This window comes from Pseudomonas sp. GX19020 (genome assembly GCF_023371075.1).
Lineage (GTDB): Bacteria > Pseudomonadota > Alphaproteobacteria > Rhodobacterales > Rhodobacteraceae > Pseudogemmobacter.
This window is the reverse complement of the sequence record NZ_JAMCCR010000002.1, coordinates 531,864-550,803: the sequence shown is the minus strand read 5'-3', so window position 1 is coordinate 550,803 and position 18,940 is coordinate 531,864. Positions and strand designations below refer to the sequence as shown.

Genomic DNA, 18,940 nt, shown 5'->3' with positions numbered 1-18,940 from the left:
ACCCTTTCTTCCAGAAAGTCACAAAAACTTTGCCAAACCCTGCGAAACTCCAGCAAAATAAGGTGATTGAGGCGTGAAGTATTTCGCGCCTCCCGGGCAGCCCCAAGGCCAGACCCGCATGCCACGGAAGAAAATTGCGCGACCTGCCGCAATGAAGCAACTTAGATCAGCCGCCTGGCGAGCACGCGCGAATCCCGCCCGGAGCCGCTACCGTCTCGCACGAATCTTTGCGTGGCTCAGCCTCCAGATCAGCAGCCCAACCAGAATCCCCGCCCAGATCCAGCCTTCCGTCCGGATGATCTTCATCTGCCAGAGGTAATGCAGCACGGCGAGAATGGTCGCGGGCCAGATCAGCAGATGCAGCCTGCGCCAGTTGCGCCCCATCCGTCGGATCGAGGCCGCATTCGATGTCACGGCCAGTGGCACCAGCATAAGGAAGGCCGCGATCCCCATGAACAGATAGGGACGCCGGACCAGATCGGCGAGCGCCTGGCCGATCAGCAGCCCCATATCCAGCCAGATCCAGGCCAGGAGATGCAGCGCAATATAAAGGAAGGCCAGAAGCCCGACCGCCCGGCGATGCCTGACCAGGTTCACTCCGGTCAGCGCGCGCAGCGGCGGTATCGCGAGGCAGATGAACAGGAGCCATAGCCCGGTCTTGCCGAGGTCATGTTCGATAGTTTTGACCGGATCGACCAGCACGCTGCCCGAGACCACCTGCCCCGCCAGCCAGACCAGCGGCACCAGCCCGAGGACCCAGACGCCCCATTCCGGCAGGCGCCGCGACAGAGTGTTCAGCGCGTCAGCAAGCGGCTTCAATAGTTCACCGCGAGATCCATGCCGCTATAGAGCGAGGCAACCTCCTCACCATAGCCATTGAACATAAAGGTTTCTTCCCGGCCGCCAAACAGGCCGGCCCCGATGCGCCGTTCGGTGGCCTGGCTCCAGCGCGGATGATCCACGCCCGGGTTCACATTGGCGTAGAAGCCATATTCCGAGGGCTGCAATTCCTGCCAGGTTGTGCGCGGCTGTTTGTCGGTCAGCGTGATCTTCACGATGCTCTTGATCGATTTGAAGCCGTATTTCCACGGCACCACCAGACGGATAGGCGCGCCGTTCTGTTTCGGCAGCTCCTCGCCATAAAGGCCGGTCGCAAGGATCGTAAGCGGGTTCATCGCCTCATCCAGCCGCAACCCCTCGACATAGGGCCAGCTGATGCCACCGCCCCGCTGTCCGGGCATCTCTTCGGGGCGATAGACCGTCTCAAAGGCCACATATTTTGCGCCCGGCTGCACACCGACCCGGTCCAGCAGGCCGGATAACTGAAACCCCTGCCAGGGGATCACCATCGACCAGGCCTCGACACAGCGGAACCGGTAGATCCGCTCGTCAATGGCCTGCCCCTTCACCAGATCGGCCAGATCATAGCTGCCGGGCCTGTCCACCAGCCCGCCAATCGCAACCGACCAGGGATCAGTCGTCAGCGCCCCGGCATAGGCAGCGGGATCATCCTTGTTCCAGCCGAACTCATAGAAATTATTGTAATTGGTGATCTCTTTCAGCGTATTCGGCGCCGCATCCGTGGAATAGCGCCCCGTCTCCGCCCGCCCTGCCGCCGGCAGCACCAGCCCCGCCGCCGCGCCCGCCAGCAAAGCCCGCCTGTTGATCCAGGTTGCCTTCGGCGTGACATCCGACCAGCGCAGAGATTTCACAAATCGTCCGGCCATGGCACTCCTCCGTCACACCAACATCCGGCCCCACCCTGGCACAGAACAGCCGAAGGTCCACACACAGTTAGGCGAGCATGAGACATCCGGCTTTCATCTGTCCCTAAATATCCCCGCCGGAGGCATCCGACAAAAGCAAGGGGCGGCAGGGTTCCCCGCCGCCCCCGTCATTTCAGTCAGTGAACCTGCGCCTCACTCGGGCGGGTGCGATGCGAGGCGACCAGGCGGTCACCCACCTGCAGGCCCTCATCCCCCGCGGTCACTGCCACTGCCGAGCCGTCAAGGATCTCGCCGCCCAAAAGCATCTCGGCCAACGGATCCTGCAGCTGCCGCTGGATCACCCGTTTCAGCGGGCGGGCACCAAAGACCGGATCATAGCCTTCCTCGGCCAGCCATTCCCGCGCCTTGTCGTCCAGCTCCAGCGTGATCTTGCGATCGGCCAGGCGTTTCTCCAGCCGTTTCAGCTGGATCGAGACGATGCCGGACATATCGGCACGGCCCAGGCGGTCAAAGATGATCATCTCATCCAGACGGTTCAGGAATTCCGGCCGGAAATGCGCCCTGACCGCCTCCATCACCTCGGCCTTTGCCCGGGTCGTATCCGCGCCATCCGGCAGTTCCGACAAAGCCCGCGCCCCAAGGTTCGAGGTCAGGATGATCAGCGTCTGTTTGAAATCGACCACACGCCCCTGACCATCGGTCAGCCGCCCGTCATCGAGCACCTGCAACAGCACGTTGAACACATCCGGATGCGCCTTCTCGACCTCGTCGAACAGGACAACCTGATAGGGCCGGCGCCGCACGGCTTCGGTCAGCACACCGCCCTCGTCATAACCGACATAGCCCGGAGGGGCGCCGATCAGCCGCGCGACCGAATGCTTCTCCATGAATTCCGACATATCAATGCGGACCATCGCATTGTCATCGTCAAAGAGATATTCGGCGAGCGCCTTGGTCAGCTCGGTTTTGCCCACGCCGGTCGGGCCAAGGAACAGGAACGAACCCAAAGGCTTATTCTCATCCGAGAGCCCGGCCCGTGCACGGCGCACGGCTTTCGAGACAGCTTCCACCGCCTGTCGCTGGCCGATCACCCGTTTCCCGAGCTCCTCTTCCATCTTCAGGAGTTTCTCTTTCTCGCCCTCGAGCATTTTCGAGGTCGGGATGCCGGTCCAGCGCTCGACCACTTCGGCGATCTGCTCGGGGCGCACCGATTCTGAGACCAGAGCCTCGCCTTCCCGGCCTTCCGCCTCGCCAAGCTGCTTTTCCAGCTCGGGGATGGTGCCATATTGCAGCTCGCCGGCTTTGGCGAAATTGCTTTCGCGCTTGGCCTGGTCAAGCTCGGCCCGGGCGCGGTCAAGCTGTTCCTTGAGATCGCGGGCCTTGTTCAGATTGTCGCGCTCGGCCTGCCATTTCGCGGTCATCTCGGCCGAATGGTCTTTCAGATTGGCAAGTTCCAGCTCCAGCTTGTCCAGCCGGTCTTTCGACGCCACATCCTCTTCTTTCTTCAGCGCCTCGGCCTCGATGGTCAGCTGCAGGATCTGACGATCCAGCGCATCGAGTTCCTCGGGCTTGCTGTCGACTTCCATCCGCAGCCGCGCCGATGCCTCATCGACAAGGTCGATCGCCTTATCCGGCAGGAAACGGTCGGTGATATAGCGATGCGACAGCTGGGCCGCCGCCACCAGAGCCGAGTCGGTGATCTTCACCCCGTGATGGAGTTCGTATTTCTCCTTGATGCCGCGCAGGATTGAGATCGTGTCCTCGACCGTCGGCTCTTTCACCAGCACCGGCTGGAAGCGCCGGGCCAGCGCCGCGTCTTTCTCGATATATTTGCGGTATTCATCAAGCGTGGTCGCGCCGACGCAATGCAGCTCACCCCGGGCAAGCGCAGGCTTGATCAGGTTGGCAGCATCCATCGCGCCGTCAGATTTACCGGCACCAACAAGCACATGCAGCTCGTCGATAAAAAGGATGATCTCACCGGCGGCGGCTTCGATCTCTTTCAGGATGGCTTTCAGCCGCTCCTCAAATTCACCGCGATATTTCGCGCCGGCGATCAGCGCCCCCATATCCAGCGCCATCAGCTTTTTGTTGCGCAGGGATTCGGGCACATCGCCGTCGATGATGCGCAAAGCGAGGCCCTCGGCGATGGCGGTCTTACCGACACCGGGCTCCCCGATCAGCACCGGGTTGTTTTTGGTGCGGCGCGACAGCACCTGCATAGCGCGGCGGATCTCGTCATCGCGACCGATGATCGGATCGATCTTGCCCTGGGCTGCGGCTTCGGTCAGATCCCGGGCATATTTCTTCAGCGCCTCCATCGTATCTTCCGACGAGGCACTGTCAGCCGTCCGGCCCTTGCGAATATCATTGATCGCAGCGTTCAGACCCTGCGCCGTCACGGCACCGGCCGTCAGCGCATCTTTCGCCCGGGTGTTCACCAGCGCAAGCGCGGTCAGCATCCGTTCGACCGGCACGAAACTGTCGCCCGCCTTTTTGGCAACCTCTTCCGCCTCGTCCAGCACGCGGACAAGTTGCGGGTCGATATAGGTCTGGCCGTCGCCGCCGGTCACTTTCGGCAACTTCGCGATGGCGGCATTCACCGCCTCATTGACGCGCTCAGGCGCGCCACCGGCACGGCGGATCAGATTGGAGGCAAGGCCCTGGTCATCATCCATCAGGGCTTTCAACAGGTGATCGGGCAGCACACGCTGGTGGCTTTCCCGCATCGCAATCGTCTGGGCGGCCTGGATGAAGCCGCGCGACCGTTCCGTGAACTTTTCAATGTTCATCGGTCTCTCCTTTTCATAAGCGCCGATCTTTGCGGATGCCCTGAAAAGGCACATCCACCCCCGGCCTTCGCCTCTCAATCTGGGGCGGCGCAGGGCTGCGTTCAAGCCGTCCGGGCGCATCCCGGCGAAAAATTCCCACGCTCTGGCGGGGCCATTTTCCGCCGAAGCGCGGCAGAGATTTCGGCGGCTTTCGTCGCGCGCTTCTGCGAGAGCGACGCCAGATCTTGTCCCCATGCGCCCGGCACAGGCACTGTTACAGCAAAAGAGGATAAGAGCATGACCGAGAGACTCGAAGCCATTCTGCCGCAGGTGCCCGTCGAAGGCATCGCCGTACATATCGGCCGCGCCGGGATCTGCATGGGAGATATGGCCGAAGCGCGGCTTTTGCCCGATGGACGGGTCGGGATTTACGCGATGGTCCGGCGCCGGCTTATGGGGATCATTCCGGTCAGGCGGATGAGCTATCTCGGTCATCTCGGGCCGGTGGCCGAACGTATTCTGGCCCCGGCGCTGATCGAGGGGCTGATGTTGCGGCTGAGGATCGTGGTGCTGACGCCCGAACATCTTGCCACATCCGGGCCGCCCGAGATCCATGTCTCGGTCTGGGCCGATCCCTACAGGCTCGCCCCCTGCCTGAGCGATGATGCGCTGATCATTCCCGAGCCCCCGCGCGACTCTGACCGGGATGAAGACGCGCTGAGCCCGGCCTGAAGCCCGGCGCGCGACTGTAACGGCAGCACAGGATCAACCGTTCAGGGCTCGTAGCGGATATAGGCAAAGGCGCTGCCATCCGGCGCCCAGGATGGCACATTGATCGTCCCCTGGCCCCCGGTGATTTCACGCAGGACCCGACGATCCCCGCCATCTGCGTCAGAAATCATCAGCCGCACCGGCAGATCGGCCGGATGACCTTCGGTCCAGGGCGGATATGACAGCCAGCACAGCCAGCGCCCACAGGGCGAGGGATGCGGAAACCAGTTCACCCGGTCATCCCGGAAAAGCTGGCGCTGATCGCCGCCATCCGCCGCCATCACCCAGATCTGCGCATGGCCTGTGCGGTTGCTGTTCCAGTAAATCCGCGCTCCGTCATGGCTGAAATCCGGCCCGTCATTATGGCCTGCGGCTTCGGTCAGCCGGGTCTCGGGCCCGCCTGCCAGCGCGCGGCGATATATGTCGATCTGCCGCTTTTCGCCCCGCGCCGCCGGATAGGTCATGGTCAGACCATCGGGAGAAAGCCCGTGCCACCAGCTCGGGGTCGCGCAGGACACTTTCTCCGGCGCCTGACTGGCACCGATCCCGGCCACCGGCACCGCATAGATCTGTGCGCCTTCGGCCTCGTAATGGCTGCCAAACAGGATCCGGCCATCGCGGGTAAACCCGTGATCATTGTTGCAGCGCCCTGCAATCCCGGTGCTGATCGGTTCCAGCCGCGGCGCCTGCGCAGGCACACGCCAGAGACGCCCCCCGGCATTGACCAGAAACCAGGTTCCGCCAGATGACCCATCGGGTGACCAGTTCGGCGCCTCCAGACGCTCCTGACCCTCACGGCCCTGATGGCGCAGCACCTCCGTCACCTGTCCGTCAGGGGTGACGGTTTCCAGAACCGAGATCACTCGCGCGCCTTTGGCGTCAGCAGCTTCTTCGGCCTGAGCGCCTCGGCGGCCTTAAACAGGCCAAAGGTCTGGTTGACGTAATTCACCGCGCCGCCGATCTGGTCGATATAAGTGTCAAGCTCGACCGTGCGTTCGGCTGCGATGACCTGCACCGCGCGGGACGGATCCATCCCCTCGAATTGCACATAGAACAGGGGCTCGCCGCGGCGCAGCACGAGGTCTTTCTGCGGCTCGTGCCATTCGAACGCCCACATCAGCGGGCGTGGCCAGACCGAGATCGGGAACCGCCCGCCGAAGATCGTGCCCGGCAGCGGATCGGGGCGGTAATGCATGAAGGGGGAAAGTTGTGTCAGATAGACCAGCTCATCCGCGATGAAACAGTAGGGCAGCGAAAGCTGGATCGTCGGGCGGTCCGGATAGCGCCATTCTGCCTCATTCACGAGGGTCAGCATCTCATTAAGCTTGTTGCCCCGGACCGGGCTTGCGCTCCCAAGCCGGTTGATCAGCACCGCGCGGCCATCCTTGTCGCGGCCAAAGCCGATCTGCAGGTCAAATGGGCATTTCACCATGAAATACCGGCTTTCCAGCTGGATTACGCCCGGGCAGCGCGCGGCACTTTTGGCATGGCTGCGGTTTTGTTGGCGAAACATCACCCGCTCTGGCGGATCGTAAAGCACCGCATTCTTGTCTTTGGTCAGGAACCAGCCCACCTGGATCGGGCCCGAGCCCGGCCCGTCCTCGGGCCGCTCGACTGTAATCGTGATTTCCATATGCCTGCCTTCGGATATTTCCGCCAAAGTCGCGCCATTGCCCCGGTCTGTCAATCAACCCCCCGGCGGTGAACCGGGGCTTAACAGTGCCGCCCTTTCTCTTGTCAAACCCGCGCGCGCGTGACTATTGAGGCCAAATCCCTGCCCTGGACCCGGAGAAGCCCGATGGATGACCGCCTGATCGTCGCGATGGATGTGCCGAATGTGGTGGCGGGCCTCGCGCTGGCCGACCGGCTGGGCGAGGCGGTCGATTTCTACAAGATCGGGCTTGGAATGCTGACCGGCGGCGGCCTGGCGCTTGCGCTGGAACTGAAGAACGAGCGCGACAAGCGGGTATTCCTCGACCTCAAGCTTTTTGACATCGGCCAGACCATCGAGAATGCGGTGAAGGGGATTGCCGGGCTTGGCCTCGATTTCCTCACCGTGCATGGCGACCCGCAGGTGGTGCGGGCGGCAGCGGAAGGCAAATCAGGAAGCGATCTGAAGATCCTTGCGGTGACGGTGCTGACCTCGCTCGACCGGGCCGATCTGGATGCGAATATGATCCTGTCCGGCGATATCCATGACATCACTGTCGAACGGGCGGCGCGGGCGCTCGCCGCCGGCGCCGATGGCGTCATCGCCAGCCCGCAGGAGGCGGCGCGGATCCGTGCGCTGCCCGAGGCCGTTGGCAAGCTGATTGTCACCCCCGGCGTGCGTCCGGCAGGGGCTGCGACCGGTGATCAGAAGCGCATCGCCACGCCTGCCGCCGCGATCCGCGACGGCGCCGATCATATCGTGGTGGGCCGCCCGATCTGGGCCAGCGCCGATCCGGCAGCAGCGGCCCGTGCGATCATTGCGGAACTGCCCTGACCAGACCCTCCGCGCCGAAATGGCGGGGGAAAAACGCAGCGACGCAGACCATCAGCGTCGCCAGCGCCTCGCTTGCATCATAAGGTGACTGCATCGTCATCATATCGAGCCAGACGCCCTCGGTCGTGACCCTGAGCACCCGCGCCGTGCGGGTCGGATTGACCGCATAGCCGTGATCTTCATTCATCCGGCGGCAAAGCGCTTCCAGATAGTGGTTATACTGCTCGTCGTTTGAACCGCATTTCTCCTGGTAAAGCGGCCTCCCCGAGGTCTCGCCCCAGAACGAACACCAGGCCGCCAGCCGCCCCGGCGTGCAGATCTCGGGCCGGAAATCGGCGGCCAGCATCGCGTAAAGCTGCTCTGCCGCGCCTGCCCCCGCCGCCTCGACCGCGCCGGTCCAGTTCTGCCGGTATTCCTCGGACAGATAGAGCAGCGTTTCCGAGAGAAGGTTCTCCTTGGTCTGGAAGTGGAAATTCACCAGCCCATGCGAAAGCCCGGCCATCCGCGCCACCTCGGACATCGTCGTCCTGGAATAGCCGAAACGCGCGATGGTCTCGATCGTCGCCTCGATCAGCTGCACGCGCCGGGCATCGCGCGGCATCTTGCGGGGCTGGGAATCAGGGGTATCGGTCTGCTCGATTGCGGCCATCTGCGTCTCCGTTCGCGGCCAGTCTTGCCTGAAAACCCGCTGCGTTAAAAGCGGTTTCAGATTCTGATTGACAGTTCAGTCAAAATAATCCGACAGTTTGAAGAGCCGCAACAGGAACAGGTTTACGCCATGACCACCGCGCCGCACCGCAAGCTGGAAAAGTCGAACACCCATTTCAAAAAGGCGCTGACGAAGCTGCCGCTGGGTGTGGCCTCGACCTTCCGATACTGGGGTGACGAGCGGACGATCTATGTCCATCACGGCAAAGGTGGCCGGACCTGGGATATCGACGGCAATAATTACGTCGATTACCGGCTGGGCTACGGTCCGGCGATCCTCGGCTATGCCGACGACCGGGTCGATGCCGCCGCCCGCCGCGGGATGGAGGTCGGCGGCGTTTTTGCCCTCTCGACCGAGCGCGAGCTGGCCGTGGCCGAACGCATCTCGAAAATGGTCCCGGCGGCAGAGCTGGTGCGGTTTTCCAATTCCGGCACCGAGGCGGTGATGTCGGCTTTGCGGCTGGCGCGCGCCTATACGGGGCGCGAGAGCTATCTGCTGGTCGAGGGCGGCTATCACGGGTTGTTCGATGCCGCCATGTGGATGGCGAATATGGATGAATGGGACGCGAAATCGAACAGCGACCCGGAGGTGGTGCCCTATGGTCAGGGCATCCCGAACACCGTCAAACAGCTCGCCCATCTGGTGCCGATGAACGATATGCAGCGGCTGGAGGACACCTTTCGCCGCCATGGCGACGATATGGCCGCGATGCTGATCGAGCCGATTCAAGGGAATTGCTGCGGCATTTCGGCCCGCAAGGATTACGTGCAGCTGGCCCGCAGGCTCTGCGACCAATATGGCGTTTTGCTGATCATCGACGAGGTGAAGACCGGCTTTCGTGTGGGCAAGGGTGGCATCCAGGGCATCCTCGGCGTGAAGCCCGATATCACCACCTTCGCGAAAGCCGTCGGCAATGGCTACCCGATCTCGCTGGTCGCAGGCCGCGAGGATATTATGCGCACCTTCCGCTATGGCGGCGCGTCGCATGGTGGCACCTATACCGCCCATTCCGTCAGCCTCGCCGCCGCCGAGGAAACGCTGCGCATCCTCGACGAGACCCCCGCGCTTGAGACGCTGGCGACTTACGGCAGCCGGCTGAAGGATGGCATTTCCGAGATCCTTTCGGCGCGCGACATCACGCATAGTTTCTCGGGCCATCCGTCGATGTTCGGCATCTTCTTCGCGCCCGAGCCGCCGGACAATTACCGTGCCTGGAAGACCTCGGATTACTCGTTCTACGACCGGATGGCCTGGTATCTGCACGATCTGAACATCATCGTTGAACCGGACAGCCGCGAGCCCTGGTTCATGTGTGAGGCGCATGGGCTGGATGAAAGCTGCTATACCGACACCCTCCGCGCGGTCGAAACAGCGGTCGATCTGACGCTTCGGGACCAGGCCGAAGGCAAACTGGACGCCGCCGAATGAGCTACGATGCTCTTATCCTCGGCGCGGGGCATAACGGGCTTGTCACCGCCTGCTACCTCGCCCGTGCCGGGATGAAGGTGCTGGTGATCGAGAAAAACGACTGGGTTGGCGGGGCCGCCGTGTCGCGGGAACTGACCCCCGGCTTCACATATTCCAACTGCTCTTATGTCGCCTCGCTGTTCCGCCCCGAGATCATGCGCGACTTGGAGCTGCCACGCCACGGCTTGCAGATCCTGCCCTATGAGGGCGGCGCCGTGTTCCAGGAGGGGGGCGGCTATCTCGGCATGTTTCGCGACCATGATGCGAACCGCCGCGAATTTGCCCGCCACTCGCCCCGCGATGCCGAAGCCTATGACACCTATTCCCGCGATGTGCTGCGCTATTGCCGTTTCATCCGCCCGATGCTTTTGCGCACGCCGCCCGATCCGGCGCGGTTCCGCCCGCGTGACATCGGCGAGCTGATGTTCATCGGCAAACAGGTCTCGAGCCTGTCGGAACGCCAGATCGCTGAAATGGTCCGCTTCTGGACCATGTCGATCTCTGACTATCTCGACCACTATTTTGAAAGCCCGGTGATCAAGGCCTATCTCGCGGTTTCCGCGATCATCGGCACCGCGCTTGGGCCGATGTCGCCCGGATCGGCCTATGTTCTGCTGCATCACTATATGGGCGATGTGGATGGCAATATCGGCGCCTGGGGGTTCGCACGCGGCGGTATGGGGTCAATAACCAAAGCGCTGTCATCATCACTGCTGGCCTCGGGCGGCGAGATCCGCACCGGCGCTCCGGTCGCCCAGGTGCTGGTGAAAAACGGGCGCTCCGTCGGTGTCGTGCTGGAAAACGGCGACGAGATCCGGGCAAAGCGCGTGATTTCGAACATGGATGTCAAACGCACCATGCTGAAACATGTCGCCGAGGCCGAGCTTCCCGGCGACTATGTGGCGTCGGTGAAGAAGTTTAAAACGCGTGGCTCCTCGGGCAAGCTGAACATCGCGCTGGATGGGGTGCCGAAATTCACCGCCCTGCCCGAGGGGTCACCCGCGATCAAAGGCGATCTGCATTTCACCGATTCCATCGAAAAGATGGAGCGCGCCTATGACGACTGGAAGGCGGGTCACTTCAGCCGCGATCCGTTCCAGGATGTGATGATCCCCACCATGATTGATCCGACCATGACGCCGCCGGGCAAGCATTTCATGTCCTGTTTCGTGCAATATGCGCCGCCAAAGATCGGGGGCCTGGCAGAGGGGGGCCGCGACTGGACCGACGCTGACCGTGACGCTTTCGGCGAGGCCTGTCTGAACCAGATCGAACGCTACGCTCCGGGGTTCCGAAACCTCGTCCGTCATGTCGAGATCCGCACCCCGCGCGAGCTGGAAGCTGAAGTGGGTCTGACCGAGGGCAATATCTTCCAGGGGGAACTGACCTTCGACCAGCTTTTGTTCAACCGTCCGGTCCCCGGATATGCCAATTACCGAACGCCCGTTCGTGATCTTTGGATCTGCGGCTCTTCGACCCATCCCGGCGGCGGTGTGATGGGGGCGCCAGGCCGCAATGCGGCAGCAGAAATCCTGCGTGATGCGAAACTCTCTCCAAAGGACATGAGCGATGCCTGGCCCGTCCTTTAGTCGCACTTCCTCTGATGTGATCGTCATCGGGGCCGGGCCGAATGGCCTCGCCTGCGCCCACCGCCTGGCCTCGAAAGGCCGCAAGGTGACGCTGATCGAGGCCGATGCCCAGCCCGGCGGCGGTATCCGTGCGCTGCCGGATCTGGCTCCCGGCCTGACGCCCTCGCTCGCGCATCTCGTCTGGCAGCTCGACCCGCGCGTCGAGGCGGCAATGGACCTGACCCGCCACGGGCTCAGCTGGGAGGCGACAGATATCCCGACCACGGTGATCGGGCGCGAGGGAAATCTGGTGATCCGAGGCGCGCTGACCGATGGCCCGGATGCCGCCGCCTGGAAGGCGCTACACCAGCGTCTGATGTCCTTTGCGGCGGCGCTGGAACCCTTCCGGCGCATGGCCCCGCCACGCCTGCAGGCGGGCGGCAATTCCTGGGGCAGGCTTGCGAAGAACCTGATCGGTATCCGCGCGCTTGGTACGAAGGATTTTCGCGAATTGCTGCGGGTCATCCTGATCAACGCCCATGATGTGGCGCAGGATGAACTGTCTGACCCCCGGTTGCGCGCCGCCCTGTGTTTCGATGCCGTGCTGGGCGCCTGGGCGGGCCCGCGCTCTCCCAATACGCTGATTTTGCTTCTGGATCGGCTGGCCGGAGAAATCACAGGACGCAAGGGTGCACTCGGGCTGCCCAAAGGTGGCATGCCCGCGCTGGCCCAGTCCATGACAAATGCTGCGACCGCAGCAGGTGTTTCGCTGCGCAGCAATTCCCGCGTCAGCCGAATCACCGTCGCCGATGACCGCGTCACAGGCGTCGCCCTGGCGAGCGGCGAAACCCTCGTCGCGCCGGTGGTGATCTCGGCGATCGGGCCAAAGGCAACGATCCTGTCCCTGGCTTGCCCGGAGCATTTCGACACCGGCCTTGTCACCGCTTTGCGCCATCAGAAATCGCGGGGCGGCACTGCAAAACTGCATCTCGCACTTTCCGCCCGCCCGGATTTTCAGGGTGCCGACCTGCGTTCCCGCCTGCTGCTGGCCGCAGATGAGCATGAGGTTGAAACCGCCTTCAACCCGGTCAAATATGGCGAGGTGCCTGACCGCCCGGTAATGGAAATCGTGATCCCCACGGCATTTTCCGGCGGCACTGGTCCGCATCTTCTGTCGGCCAATGTGCAATTCGCACCCCATGCGCCAAGGGCGGGCGAAGACGCGGCGCGTGAGGCGATGCTCAAAGCCTGCCTCGCGCGCCTGGAGGAGGCGTCGCCGGGGATCAGCGCACTGATCACCCGCGCCGGGATCCTGATGCCCTATGATATCGAACGACAGTTCGGCATGGCGGGGGGCAACTGGCATCATGGCGAACTGGCGGTTGAACAGATGCTCTTCAACCGCCCTATCGCGCCGCTGTCGCGCTATGCAACACCGCTGAAAGGGCTCTGGCTTACCGGCGCAGGCACCCATCCGGGCGGCATGTCGGGCGCCGCCGGCTGGAACGCGGCTGACGCAGTGCTGGAGGCAAAAGCATGAGCGCATTGACCCATTTCATCACCCCCCTTGCGCAGACCCCGTTCCACCCGCGCACCAAAGCCGCGAACCGCCTGCAGGGCTGGGCGCCCTGGGCCGGGTACATGGCCGCCACCTGTTTCGGCGACAGCACGATGGAGCATACGGCGATCCGCAATGCGGCAACGCTTTATGACATCTCGCCCATGGTGAAATACCGCATCACAGGCGCGGATGCGGTGGCTTATCTCAACCGCCTGACGCTGCGCGATGTGGGGCGGCTGGCGGTGGGTCAGGTCCATTACACGGCCTGGAGCGATGATCAGGGCAAGGTGATGGATGATGGCACCGTCTTTCGCCTTGGGCCGGATGATTTCCGGCTGTGCTGCCAGGAACGCCACCTGCCCTGGCTGCTCGACAGCGCCTGGGGGCTGGATGTGCGGCTCCGGGACGAGACCGAAGATCTCGCCGCGCTGGCGCTGCAGGGGCCGGTCTCAGCGACGGTGCTGACTCAGGCGGGGTTTGACATCCAGGCGCTGAAACCCTTCCGGCTGGCGATTTTCCCGTTCCGGTCCGGCGAGGTGATGATTTCGCGCACCGGATTTACCGGCGATCTGGGCTATGAACTCTGGATCAGCCCCGATCTCGCCCTGCCGCTCTGGGATCACCTGATGCAGGCAGGCGCGCTTTACGGGCTGATACCGGTCGGGTCCGAGGCGGTGATGCTGGCGCGACTTGAAGCCGGGTTCATCACGACCGGCATGGATTTTGTCCCTGTTCAGCATGCGGTGCGCGAAGACCGGGCGCGTTCGCCGTTCGAAATCGGTCTGGACTGGATGATCGCCTGGGATAAGGGGCATTTCACCGGGCGCCGCGCCCTGATGGCCGAGCGCGACGGCAAATCATCGAAATGGGCGCTGGTCGGGCTCGACATCCCCGGCAATGTCAGTGCCGAGGGCGCGATCCTCTACTTCGACAAGCGCCGCGAGGCGGGGTTCATCACCGCCGCCTGCTGGTCTCCGACATTAAAACGCAACATCGCCATCGCCCAGGTCGAGGCTCGCCATGCCAGCTGCGATCAGCTCTGGGTCGAAATCTACGCGCTGCGCGAGCTGCAATATCAAAAGCTTATGCTGCCGGTCACAAAAATCGCCCGGCCGTTTTTCGCCCCCGAACGCCGCCGTACCACCCCACCGGGGAGGTTCTGATGCCACATGACATCGCCCAAAGCCCCCATCCTGACAGCCCCCGCCTCAGCCACTGCCCCGAAACGCTTCCCCGTGCGGCCTGGATCGCCCCCGAGTGGTTCGCCCGGGAAATGGAGACGATTTTCGCGCGGGAATGGGTGATGGTCGGGCGGCTGGCCGATCTGCCTGCCGGCACCATGCGCGGAACCAGGGTGGGAGAGGCCCCCGTTTTGCTTGCGCGGGCGCCTGACGGCAGCGTCTCGGCCTTTCACAACAGCTGCCGCCATCGCGGGTCTGAACTGTGTCGCGAGGGGGAAGAGCGCAGCCTCGGCAAGCTGATCACCTGCCCCTATCACGCCTGGGCCTTCGCCGCCAAAGACGGGCGGCTGGTCTCGACCGCCCATGCTGTGCCAACCGCTGACTTCCGCAAAGACGATCACGCGCTGAAGTCGGTCGCCACGCGCATCTGGAACGGGTTCATCTTTCTGAACCTTGCCTCTTCCCCCGGCCCGCTGACCGCCGATATGCCGCTGGAAACCTATGACAACTGGCCGATGGCGGGCCTTGTCACCGGACATCGCTGGATCTCGGACCTCGACTGCAACTGGAAGGCATTCTGGGAGAATTACTCGGAATGCCTGCACTGCCCCGGCATCCATCCCGAACTGTGCGAGATGGTGCCGGTCTACCGACAGGGCATCATGGGCGCGAATGAGGCGCAAGACTGGACACCCGATCAGCCCACCGGCCCGAACCTCAAAGCGGGGGCCGAAAGCTGGACTCCTTCGGGTGCGCCCTGCGGTCCGGCCTTTCCCGGGCTGACGCCAGAGGAACACGCGCGCGGCTATACATTCGTCACGCTCTGGCCTTCGACCTATATCGTCGCGCATGTCGATTATGTCCGCGCCGTCCGGCTGGAGCCGGTCTCGCCCACCCGTACAAGGCTGGTGGCGGAATGGTATTTTTCGCCCGAGACGCTGGCACAGCCCGGCTTTGACGCCGCCGCCATCGCGGCTTTCGCGAAACTGGTGATGGAGCAGGACGGCGCCGCCTCAGAGATGAACCAGCGCGGCATCGCCTCGCCCGCCTTCACGCGCGGCACGCTGATGCCCGAAGAATATGAGATCCACCGTTTCCACCAATGGGTGCTGGCGGCCATGGCTGCCAGCAAGGGGGTGCCAGCATGACCATATTTCCCGATACTCCCTTGCGCTCTGACCCGATCCCGACAGGCTGGGACCGGCGCGGATTGCCCGCCTGGACCTATCATTCCCGGGCCCTGTTCGATCTGGAACGTGAAGAGGTTTTTCTGACCCATTGGCAGGTCGCAGGCCATATCTCGGACATTCCGGCACCGGGCGACTGGCTGTCCTTTGACCTTCTGGGCGAGCGCGCGGTGATCCTCCGCGGCCAGGATGGCGAGATCCGCGCCTTCATGAATCTCTGCCGCCATCGCGGCGCGCGGGTGGTGGATGGCGCTCAGGGCAAATGCCGTGGCGCGCTGGTCTGCCCCTTCCATGGCTGGGTCTATAACCTTGACGGCACGCTGCGTGGCGTCTCGCGCCCCGAAACCTTCGGCGATGGCCTGGACAAATCCGCCTTCGGTCTGAAACCGCTGGAGCTGGAGATTTTCGCGGGCTTCCTGTTCCTGCGCTTTCGCCCCGGGCCACAACCGGCGGTGCGTGACCTCCTTGCGCCCTATGTGCCCGATTTCACCGCCTGGAGAGGCGAGAGGCTGATGCCGCTCAATATCTCCGGCTGGTCGGCGGAGCTTGCAGTGAACTGGAAATCGGTGCGCGATGTGGACAATGAGGGCTATCACGTCGCCCTCGCCCATCCGTCTTTGCAGGATCTGTACGGCCGCGATTACCGCGACCTCTACCTTCCCGGTGGCCTGCATGTCAGCTACGGCTTTTACGGCGACCGCCCGGGGCGGAGCTGGTCGGTGAAGAACTATGTCAGGCATTCGCCGCAGCGCGCAGATCTGCCACCGCATCTGCAACGGAACTGGGCCTATTACGGCCTCTTTCCCAATACGGTGATCGCCTTCACGCCTGAAAGCGCGCAATTCTACCATGACCTGCCGCTGTCACCGGGCAAAACGCTCCTGACCGGCCGCCAGTATCGGCTGGCCAATGAAGACCGCCAGACCCGCGTCGCCCGCTATCTCGCGCAGCGGATCGACCGCGACACCTCGGCCGAAGATCAGCAGCTCTCGATCTGGTCGAACGAATCAATGCGGTCTGAAAATTTCGAAGGCTTCCACCTCTCGGACCTCGAATACGGGTTGCGCCGCCATCATGACCAGCTGCGCAGCCTGCTTCCCGTGATGTCCCGCTGCGCCGCACCCGAAGAGGGTGGAATGCGCGCCCTCAACAAGGATTTGCTTTGTGCAAAGGCAAGCCGGGCATAGGCTTTCTTAAAAATCAGACAATAAAACGCCAGGGAGACTAAGATGAAGCTGACCCGTCGCCACGCACTTACCGCCCTTTCCGGTGCCGTTCTTGCCGGACCGCTGTCTGCGCCCTTCATCCGCCCCGCCCGCGCAAGCGCCGGCTCGGTCAATGTCTATAACTGGTCGGATTATATCGGCGAGACCACAATTGCCGATTTTGAGGCCGAGACCGGAATCTCGGTCATCTATGACCTTTACGCCAGCTCCGAAGAGGTGGATGCCAAAATGCTGGTCAGCGGCACCGGTTATGACCTCGTGCTGCAATCGGGCATGTCCTATCCGCGGATGGTGGCGGCTGGTGTCTATCAGAAACTCGATCGCTCCAGATTGCCGGGATGGAGCAATCTCGACCCCGACATTATGAAGATCGTCGAAGATTATGATCCCGGCTCTGAACATGGCGCCCCCTATATGTGGGGTTCGGTCGGTATGGCCTACAATATGCAGATGGTACGCGCGCGGCTGCCTGATGCTGACCTGAACAGCCTTGATGTTCTGTTCAAGCCCGAGAATGCGTCGAAACTGGCAGATTGCGGGATATCGGTTCTCGATAGCCCGACTGATGCGGGCTATATGATGCTGAAATATCTGGGCCTCGACCCCAATACCGCCGGCGCCGCCGAATATGCCAAAATGGCCGAGGCTTTTGCGCCGATCCGGAAATATATCACCACCTTTGACAATGCGAATTACCTCAACGCGATCCCCAATGGCGAGCTTTGCGTAATCAATTCCTGGTCCGGCGATTACGGCGTCGCCAAGACCCGCGCCGCTGAGGCCGGGATCGAGATGGAACTGGCCTATTTCGTCCCCGAAACCGGTGCGCCGGCCTGGTTCGATCTCTGGGGCATTCCGGCCGATGCGCCGAATCTGGAAAATGCCTACATATTTCTTGATTATCTGTTGCGGCCCGAAGTGGCAGCGGCCTGCACCAATTTCACCGGCTATGCCAATGCCAATAAGGCGGCGACGCCGCTGGTCGATCCGGAAATCGCCGGCGATCCTGCGATCTATCCCGATGACGAGACCCTCGCACGCCTCTTCACCACGCGCCCGATGACCGAAGACCAGGAGCGTGACCTGAACCGCGCCTGGCAGACAATCAAGAGTGGCACTTGAGGCGAGGCCTGTCATGTCAGAGCCCGTCATGTCGGAAAATGCCCCTTTCATCCGTATCGAGGGCGTCTCCAAACGCTTTGGCCAGTTCGAGGCGGTGCGGGACGTCAACCTGACCATTGGCAAGGGCGAGATCTTCGCCCTGCTCGGCGGCTCCGGCTGCGGCAAGACCACGCTTTTGCGGATGCTGGCGGGCTTCGAGACCCCGACATCGGGGCGGATCTTCATCGACGGCCAGGACATGGCCGATACGCCCCCCTGGGATCGCCCGGTCCATATGATGTTCCAGAGCTATGCGATTTTTCCGCATATGAGCGTCGAGAAGAACATCGCCTATGGGCTGAAACATGAAAAGATGACCGCCGCACAGCGCCGGGCCCGTGTCGAGGAAATGCTGGCCCTGGTGCAGCTGACCCAGTTCGCCAAAAGGAAACCGCATCAGATTTCCGGCGGGCAACGCCAGCGCGTGGCGCTCGCCCGGGCGCTGGCCCGGCAACCCAAGGTGCTGCTGCTGGACGAACCGCTTGCGGCGCTCGACAAGAAACTGCGCGAACATACCCAGTTCGAGCTGATGTCCATTCAACAGCGCACCGGCGTCACCTTTGTCGTGGTCACCCATGACCAGGAAGAGGCCATGACCCTCGCCGACCGCATCGCCGTGATGGACAAGGGCGAGGTCAGACAGGTCGGTCCCGCAACCGAGATTTACGAATACCCCAATTCCCGCTTTGTCGCGGGCTTTATCGGCGCGATCTCGACCTATCCGGCGCGCGTCATCCGCCTGACCGGAGATCTCGCAGAAGTCGACATCCCCGCGATGGGCGGCACATTCGCCGCCCGCAAATCCTCCGGCCTGGTCGAGGGCCAGCAGATCACCATCGCCCTGCGCCCCGAAAAGATCACCATCTCGAAAACCTGCCCCGATGCAGTGAATGTGGTCGAAGGCCAGGTGAAAGACCTCGCCTATTTCGGCAAAGACAGCCTCTACCGCGTCACCCTGCCCGGCGGCGATCTGATTTCCGTCCATGCCGTCAACGCGCGGCGCGCCTCGGAATCCGGCCGCCCCGCCGATTGGGACGACCGTGTCTGGCTCTCCTTCGAGCCCGCCTCAGCCATAATCCTCACGGATTAAGGAGGCATGACCATGCCCATCAGAACCAAAGCCCCC

16 protein-coding genes are annotated in these 18,940 nt (G+C 62.8%); 10 read left to right on the top strand and 6 right to left on the bottom strand.

The features are described from left to right. Nucleotides 1-207 precede the first annotated feature (207 nt). From msrQ to clpB, 3 genes are all read right to left on the bottom strand, one after another. Nucleotides 208-819 (bottom strand): protein-methionine-sulfoxide reductase heme-binding subunit MsrQ, encoded by a 612-nt coding sequence (gene msrQ, locus M3484_RS07195; protein ID WP_249496341.1) that lies wholly within the window; start codon nucleotides 817-819, stop codon nucleotides 208-210. Further along, complete coding sequence (gene msrP / locus M3484_RS07190; RefSeq protein WP_249496340.1) at nucleotides 816-1,727, bottom strand: protein-methionine-sulfoxide reductase catalytic subunit MsrP; 912 nt, start codon at nucleotides 1,725-1,727, stop codon at nucleotides 816-818. The genes msrQ and msrP overlap by 4 nt, the downstream gene beginning before the upstream one ends. Before the next feature lie 176 nt (nucleotides 1,728-1,903). Continuing rightward, nucleotides 1,904-4,519, bottom strand: a complete 2,616-nt coding sequence (gene clpB, locus M3484_RS07185) for an ATP-dependent chaperone ClpB (protein WP_249496339.1) — start codon at nucleotides 4,517-4,519, stop codon at nucleotides 1,904-1,906. Between the two features lie 276 nt (nucleotides 4,520-4,795). On the opposite strand from clpB, the gene M3484_RS07180 reads away from it, so the two are divergent. Then, the gene (locus M3484_RS07180) at nucleotides 4,796-5,230 is read left to right on the top strand and encodes a hypothetical protein (RefSeq protein ID WP_249496338.1); all 435 of its coding nucleotides are present in this window, start codon (nucleotides 4,796-4,798) and stop codon (nucleotides 5,228-5,230) included. 41 nt (nucleotides 5,231-5,271) lie between these two features. Here M3484_RS07180 and M3484_RS07175 read toward each other — a convergent pair whose 3' ends face one another. After that, nucleotides 5,272-6,132, bottom strand: a complete 861-nt coding sequence (locus M3484_RS07175; RefSeq protein ID WP_249496337.1) for a TolB family protein — start codon at nucleotides 6,130-6,132, stop codon at nucleotides 5,272-5,274. Further along, on the bottom strand, nucleotides 6,129-6,902 hold the full coding sequence (locus M3484_RS07170; RefSeq protein WP_249496336.1) for a hypothetical protein: 774 nt from the start codon (nucleotides 6,900-6,902) through the stop codon (nucleotides 6,129-6,131). The genes M3484_RS07175 and M3484_RS07170 overlap by 4 nt, the downstream gene beginning before the upstream one ends. Before the next feature lie 165 nt (nucleotides 6,903-7,067). On the opposite strand from M3484_RS07170, the gene pyrF reads away from it, so the two are divergent. Next, on the top strand, nucleotides 7,068-7,754 hold the full coding sequence (gene pyrF, locus M3484_RS07165; RefSeq protein WP_092899937.1) for an orotidine-5'-phosphate decarboxylase: 687 nt from the start codon (nucleotides 7,068-7,070) through the stop codon (nucleotides 7,752-7,754). Here pyrF and M3484_RS07160 read toward each other — a convergent pair. Continuing rightward, on the bottom strand, nucleotides 7,735-8,403 hold the full coding sequence (locus tag M3484_RS07160) for a TetR family transcriptional regulator (RefSeq protein ID WP_249496335.1): 669 nt from the start codon (nucleotides 8,401-8,403) through the stop codon (nucleotides 7,735-7,737). The genes pyrF and M3484_RS07160 overlap by 20 nt on opposite strands. A gap of 129 nt (nucleotides 8,404-8,532) precedes the next feature. On the opposite strand from M3484_RS07160, the gene M3484_RS07155 reads away from it, so the two are divergent. The 8 genes from M3484_RS07155 to M3484_RS07120 are packed head-to-tail and all read left to right on the top strand — an operon-like array spanning nucleotide 8,533 to nucleotide 18,904. Next, nucleotides 8,533-9,891 (top strand): aspartate aminotransferase family protein, encoded by a 1,359-nt coding sequence (locus tag M3484_RS07155; RefSeq protein ID WP_249496334.1) that lies wholly within the window; start codon nucleotides 8,533-8,535, stop codon nucleotides 9,889-9,891. Further along, nucleotides 9,888-11,519, top strand: coding sequence for a phytoene desaturase family protein (locus M3484_RS07150; protein ID WP_249496333.1), 1,632 nt, complete (start codon nucleotides 9,888-9,890; stop codon nucleotides 11,517-11,519). Before M3484_RS07155 ends, M3484_RS07150 begins: the two co-directional genes overlap by 4 nt. After that, nucleotides 11,500-13,038, top strand: a complete 1,539-nt coding sequence (locus M3484_RS07145) for a phytoene desaturase family protein (RefSeq protein ID WP_249496332.1) — start codon at nucleotides 11,500-11,502, stop codon at nucleotides 13,036-13,038. Before M3484_RS07150 ends, M3484_RS07145 begins: the two co-directional genes overlap by 20 nt. Further along, on the top strand, nucleotides 13,035-14,222 hold the full coding sequence (locus M3484_RS07140; protein ID WP_249496331.1) for an aminomethyl transferase family protein: 1,188 nt from the start codon (nucleotides 13,035-13,037) through the stop codon (nucleotides 14,220-14,222). Before M3484_RS07145 ends, M3484_RS07140 begins: the two co-directional genes overlap by 4 nt. Beyond that, nucleotides 14,222-15,388 (top strand): aromatic ring-hydroxylating oxygenase subunit alpha, encoded by a 1,167-nt coding sequence (locus tag M3484_RS07135; RefSeq protein ID WP_249496330.1) that lies wholly within the window; start codon nucleotides 14,222-14,224, stop codon nucleotides 15,386-15,388. Before M3484_RS07140 ends, M3484_RS07135 begins: the two co-directional genes overlap by 1 nt. Then, complete coding sequence (locus tag M3484_RS07130) at nucleotides 15,385-16,614, top strand: aromatic ring-hydroxylating oxygenase subunit alpha (RefSeq protein WP_249496329.1); 1,230 nt, start codon at nucleotides 15,385-15,387, stop codon at nucleotides 16,612-16,614. The genes M3484_RS07135 and M3484_RS07130 overlap by 4 nt, the downstream gene beginning before the upstream one ends. A gap of 42 nt (nucleotides 16,615-16,656) precedes the next feature. Continuing rightward, complete coding sequence (locus M3484_RS07125) at nucleotides 16,657-17,775, top strand: polyamine ABC transporter substrate-binding protein (protein WP_249496328.1); 1,119 nt, start codon at nucleotides 16,657-16,659, stop codon at nucleotides 17,773-17,775. 13 nt (nucleotides 17,776-17,788) lie between these two features. Further along, nucleotides 17,789-18,904 (top strand): ABC transporter ATP-binding protein, encoded by a 1,116-nt coding sequence (locus M3484_RS07120; protein ID WP_249496327.1) that lies wholly within the window; start codon nucleotides 17,789-17,791, stop codon nucleotides 18,902-18,904. Nucleotides 18,905-18,940 lie beyond the last annotated feature (36 nt).

Bases quoted from the DNA above. Each gene is read 5' to 3' on its own strand.
- msrP (WP_249496340.1), bottom strand. From the start codon at position 1,727: ATGGCCGGACGATTTGTGAAATCTCTGCGCTGGTCGGATGTCACGCCG.
- clpB (WP_249496339.1), bottom strand. From the start codon at position 4,519: ATGAACATTGAAAAGTTCACGGAACGGTCGCGCGGCTTCATCCAGGCC.
- M3484_RS07180 (WP_249496338.1), top strand. From the start codon at position 4,796: ATGACCGAGAGACTCGAAGCCATTCTGCCGCAGGTGCCCGTCGAAGGC.
- M3484_RS07170 (WP_249496336.1), bottom strand. From the start codon at position 6,902: ATGGAAATCACGATTACAGTCGAGCGGCCCGAGGACGGGCCGGGCTCG.
- pyrF (WP_092899937.1), top strand. From the start codon at position 7,068: ATGGATGACCGCCTGATCGTCGCGATGGATGTGCCGAATGTGGTGGCG.
- M3484_RS07160 (WP_249496335.1), bottom strand. From the start codon at position 8,403: ATGGCCGCAATCGAGCAGACCGATACCCCTGATTCCCAGCCCCGCAAG.
- M3484_RS07155 (WP_249496334.1), top strand. From the start codon at position 8,533: ATGACCACCGCGCCGCACCGCAAGCTGGAAAAGTCGAACACCCATTTC.
- M3484_RS07150 (WP_249496333.1), top strand. From the start codon at position 9,888: ATGAGCTACGATGCTCTTATCCTCGGCGCGGGGCATAACGGGCTTGTC.
- M3484_RS07145 (WP_249496332.1), top strand. From the start codon at position 11,500: ATGCCTGGCCCGTCCTTTAGTCGCACTTCCTCTGATGTGATCGTCATC.
- M3484_RS07140 (WP_249496331.1), top strand. From the start codon at position 13,035: ATGAGCGCATTGACCCATTTCATCACCCCCCTTGCGCAGACCCCGTTC.
- M3484_RS07135 (WP_249496330.1), top strand. From the start codon at position 14,222: ATGCCACATGACATCGCCCAAAGCCCCCATCCTGACAGCCCCCGCCTC.
- M3484_RS07130 (WP_249496329.1), top strand. From the start codon at position 15,385: ATGACCATATTTCCCGATACTCCCTTGCGCTCTGACCCGATCCCGACA.
- M3484_RS07125 (WP_249496328.1), top strand. From the start codon at position 16,657: ATGAAGCTGACCCGTCGCCACGCACTTACCGCCCTTTCCGGTGCCGTT.
- M3484_RS07120 (WP_249496327.1), top strand. From the start codon at position 17,789: ATGTCAGAGCCCGTCATGTCGGAAAATGCCCCTTTCATCCGTATCGAG.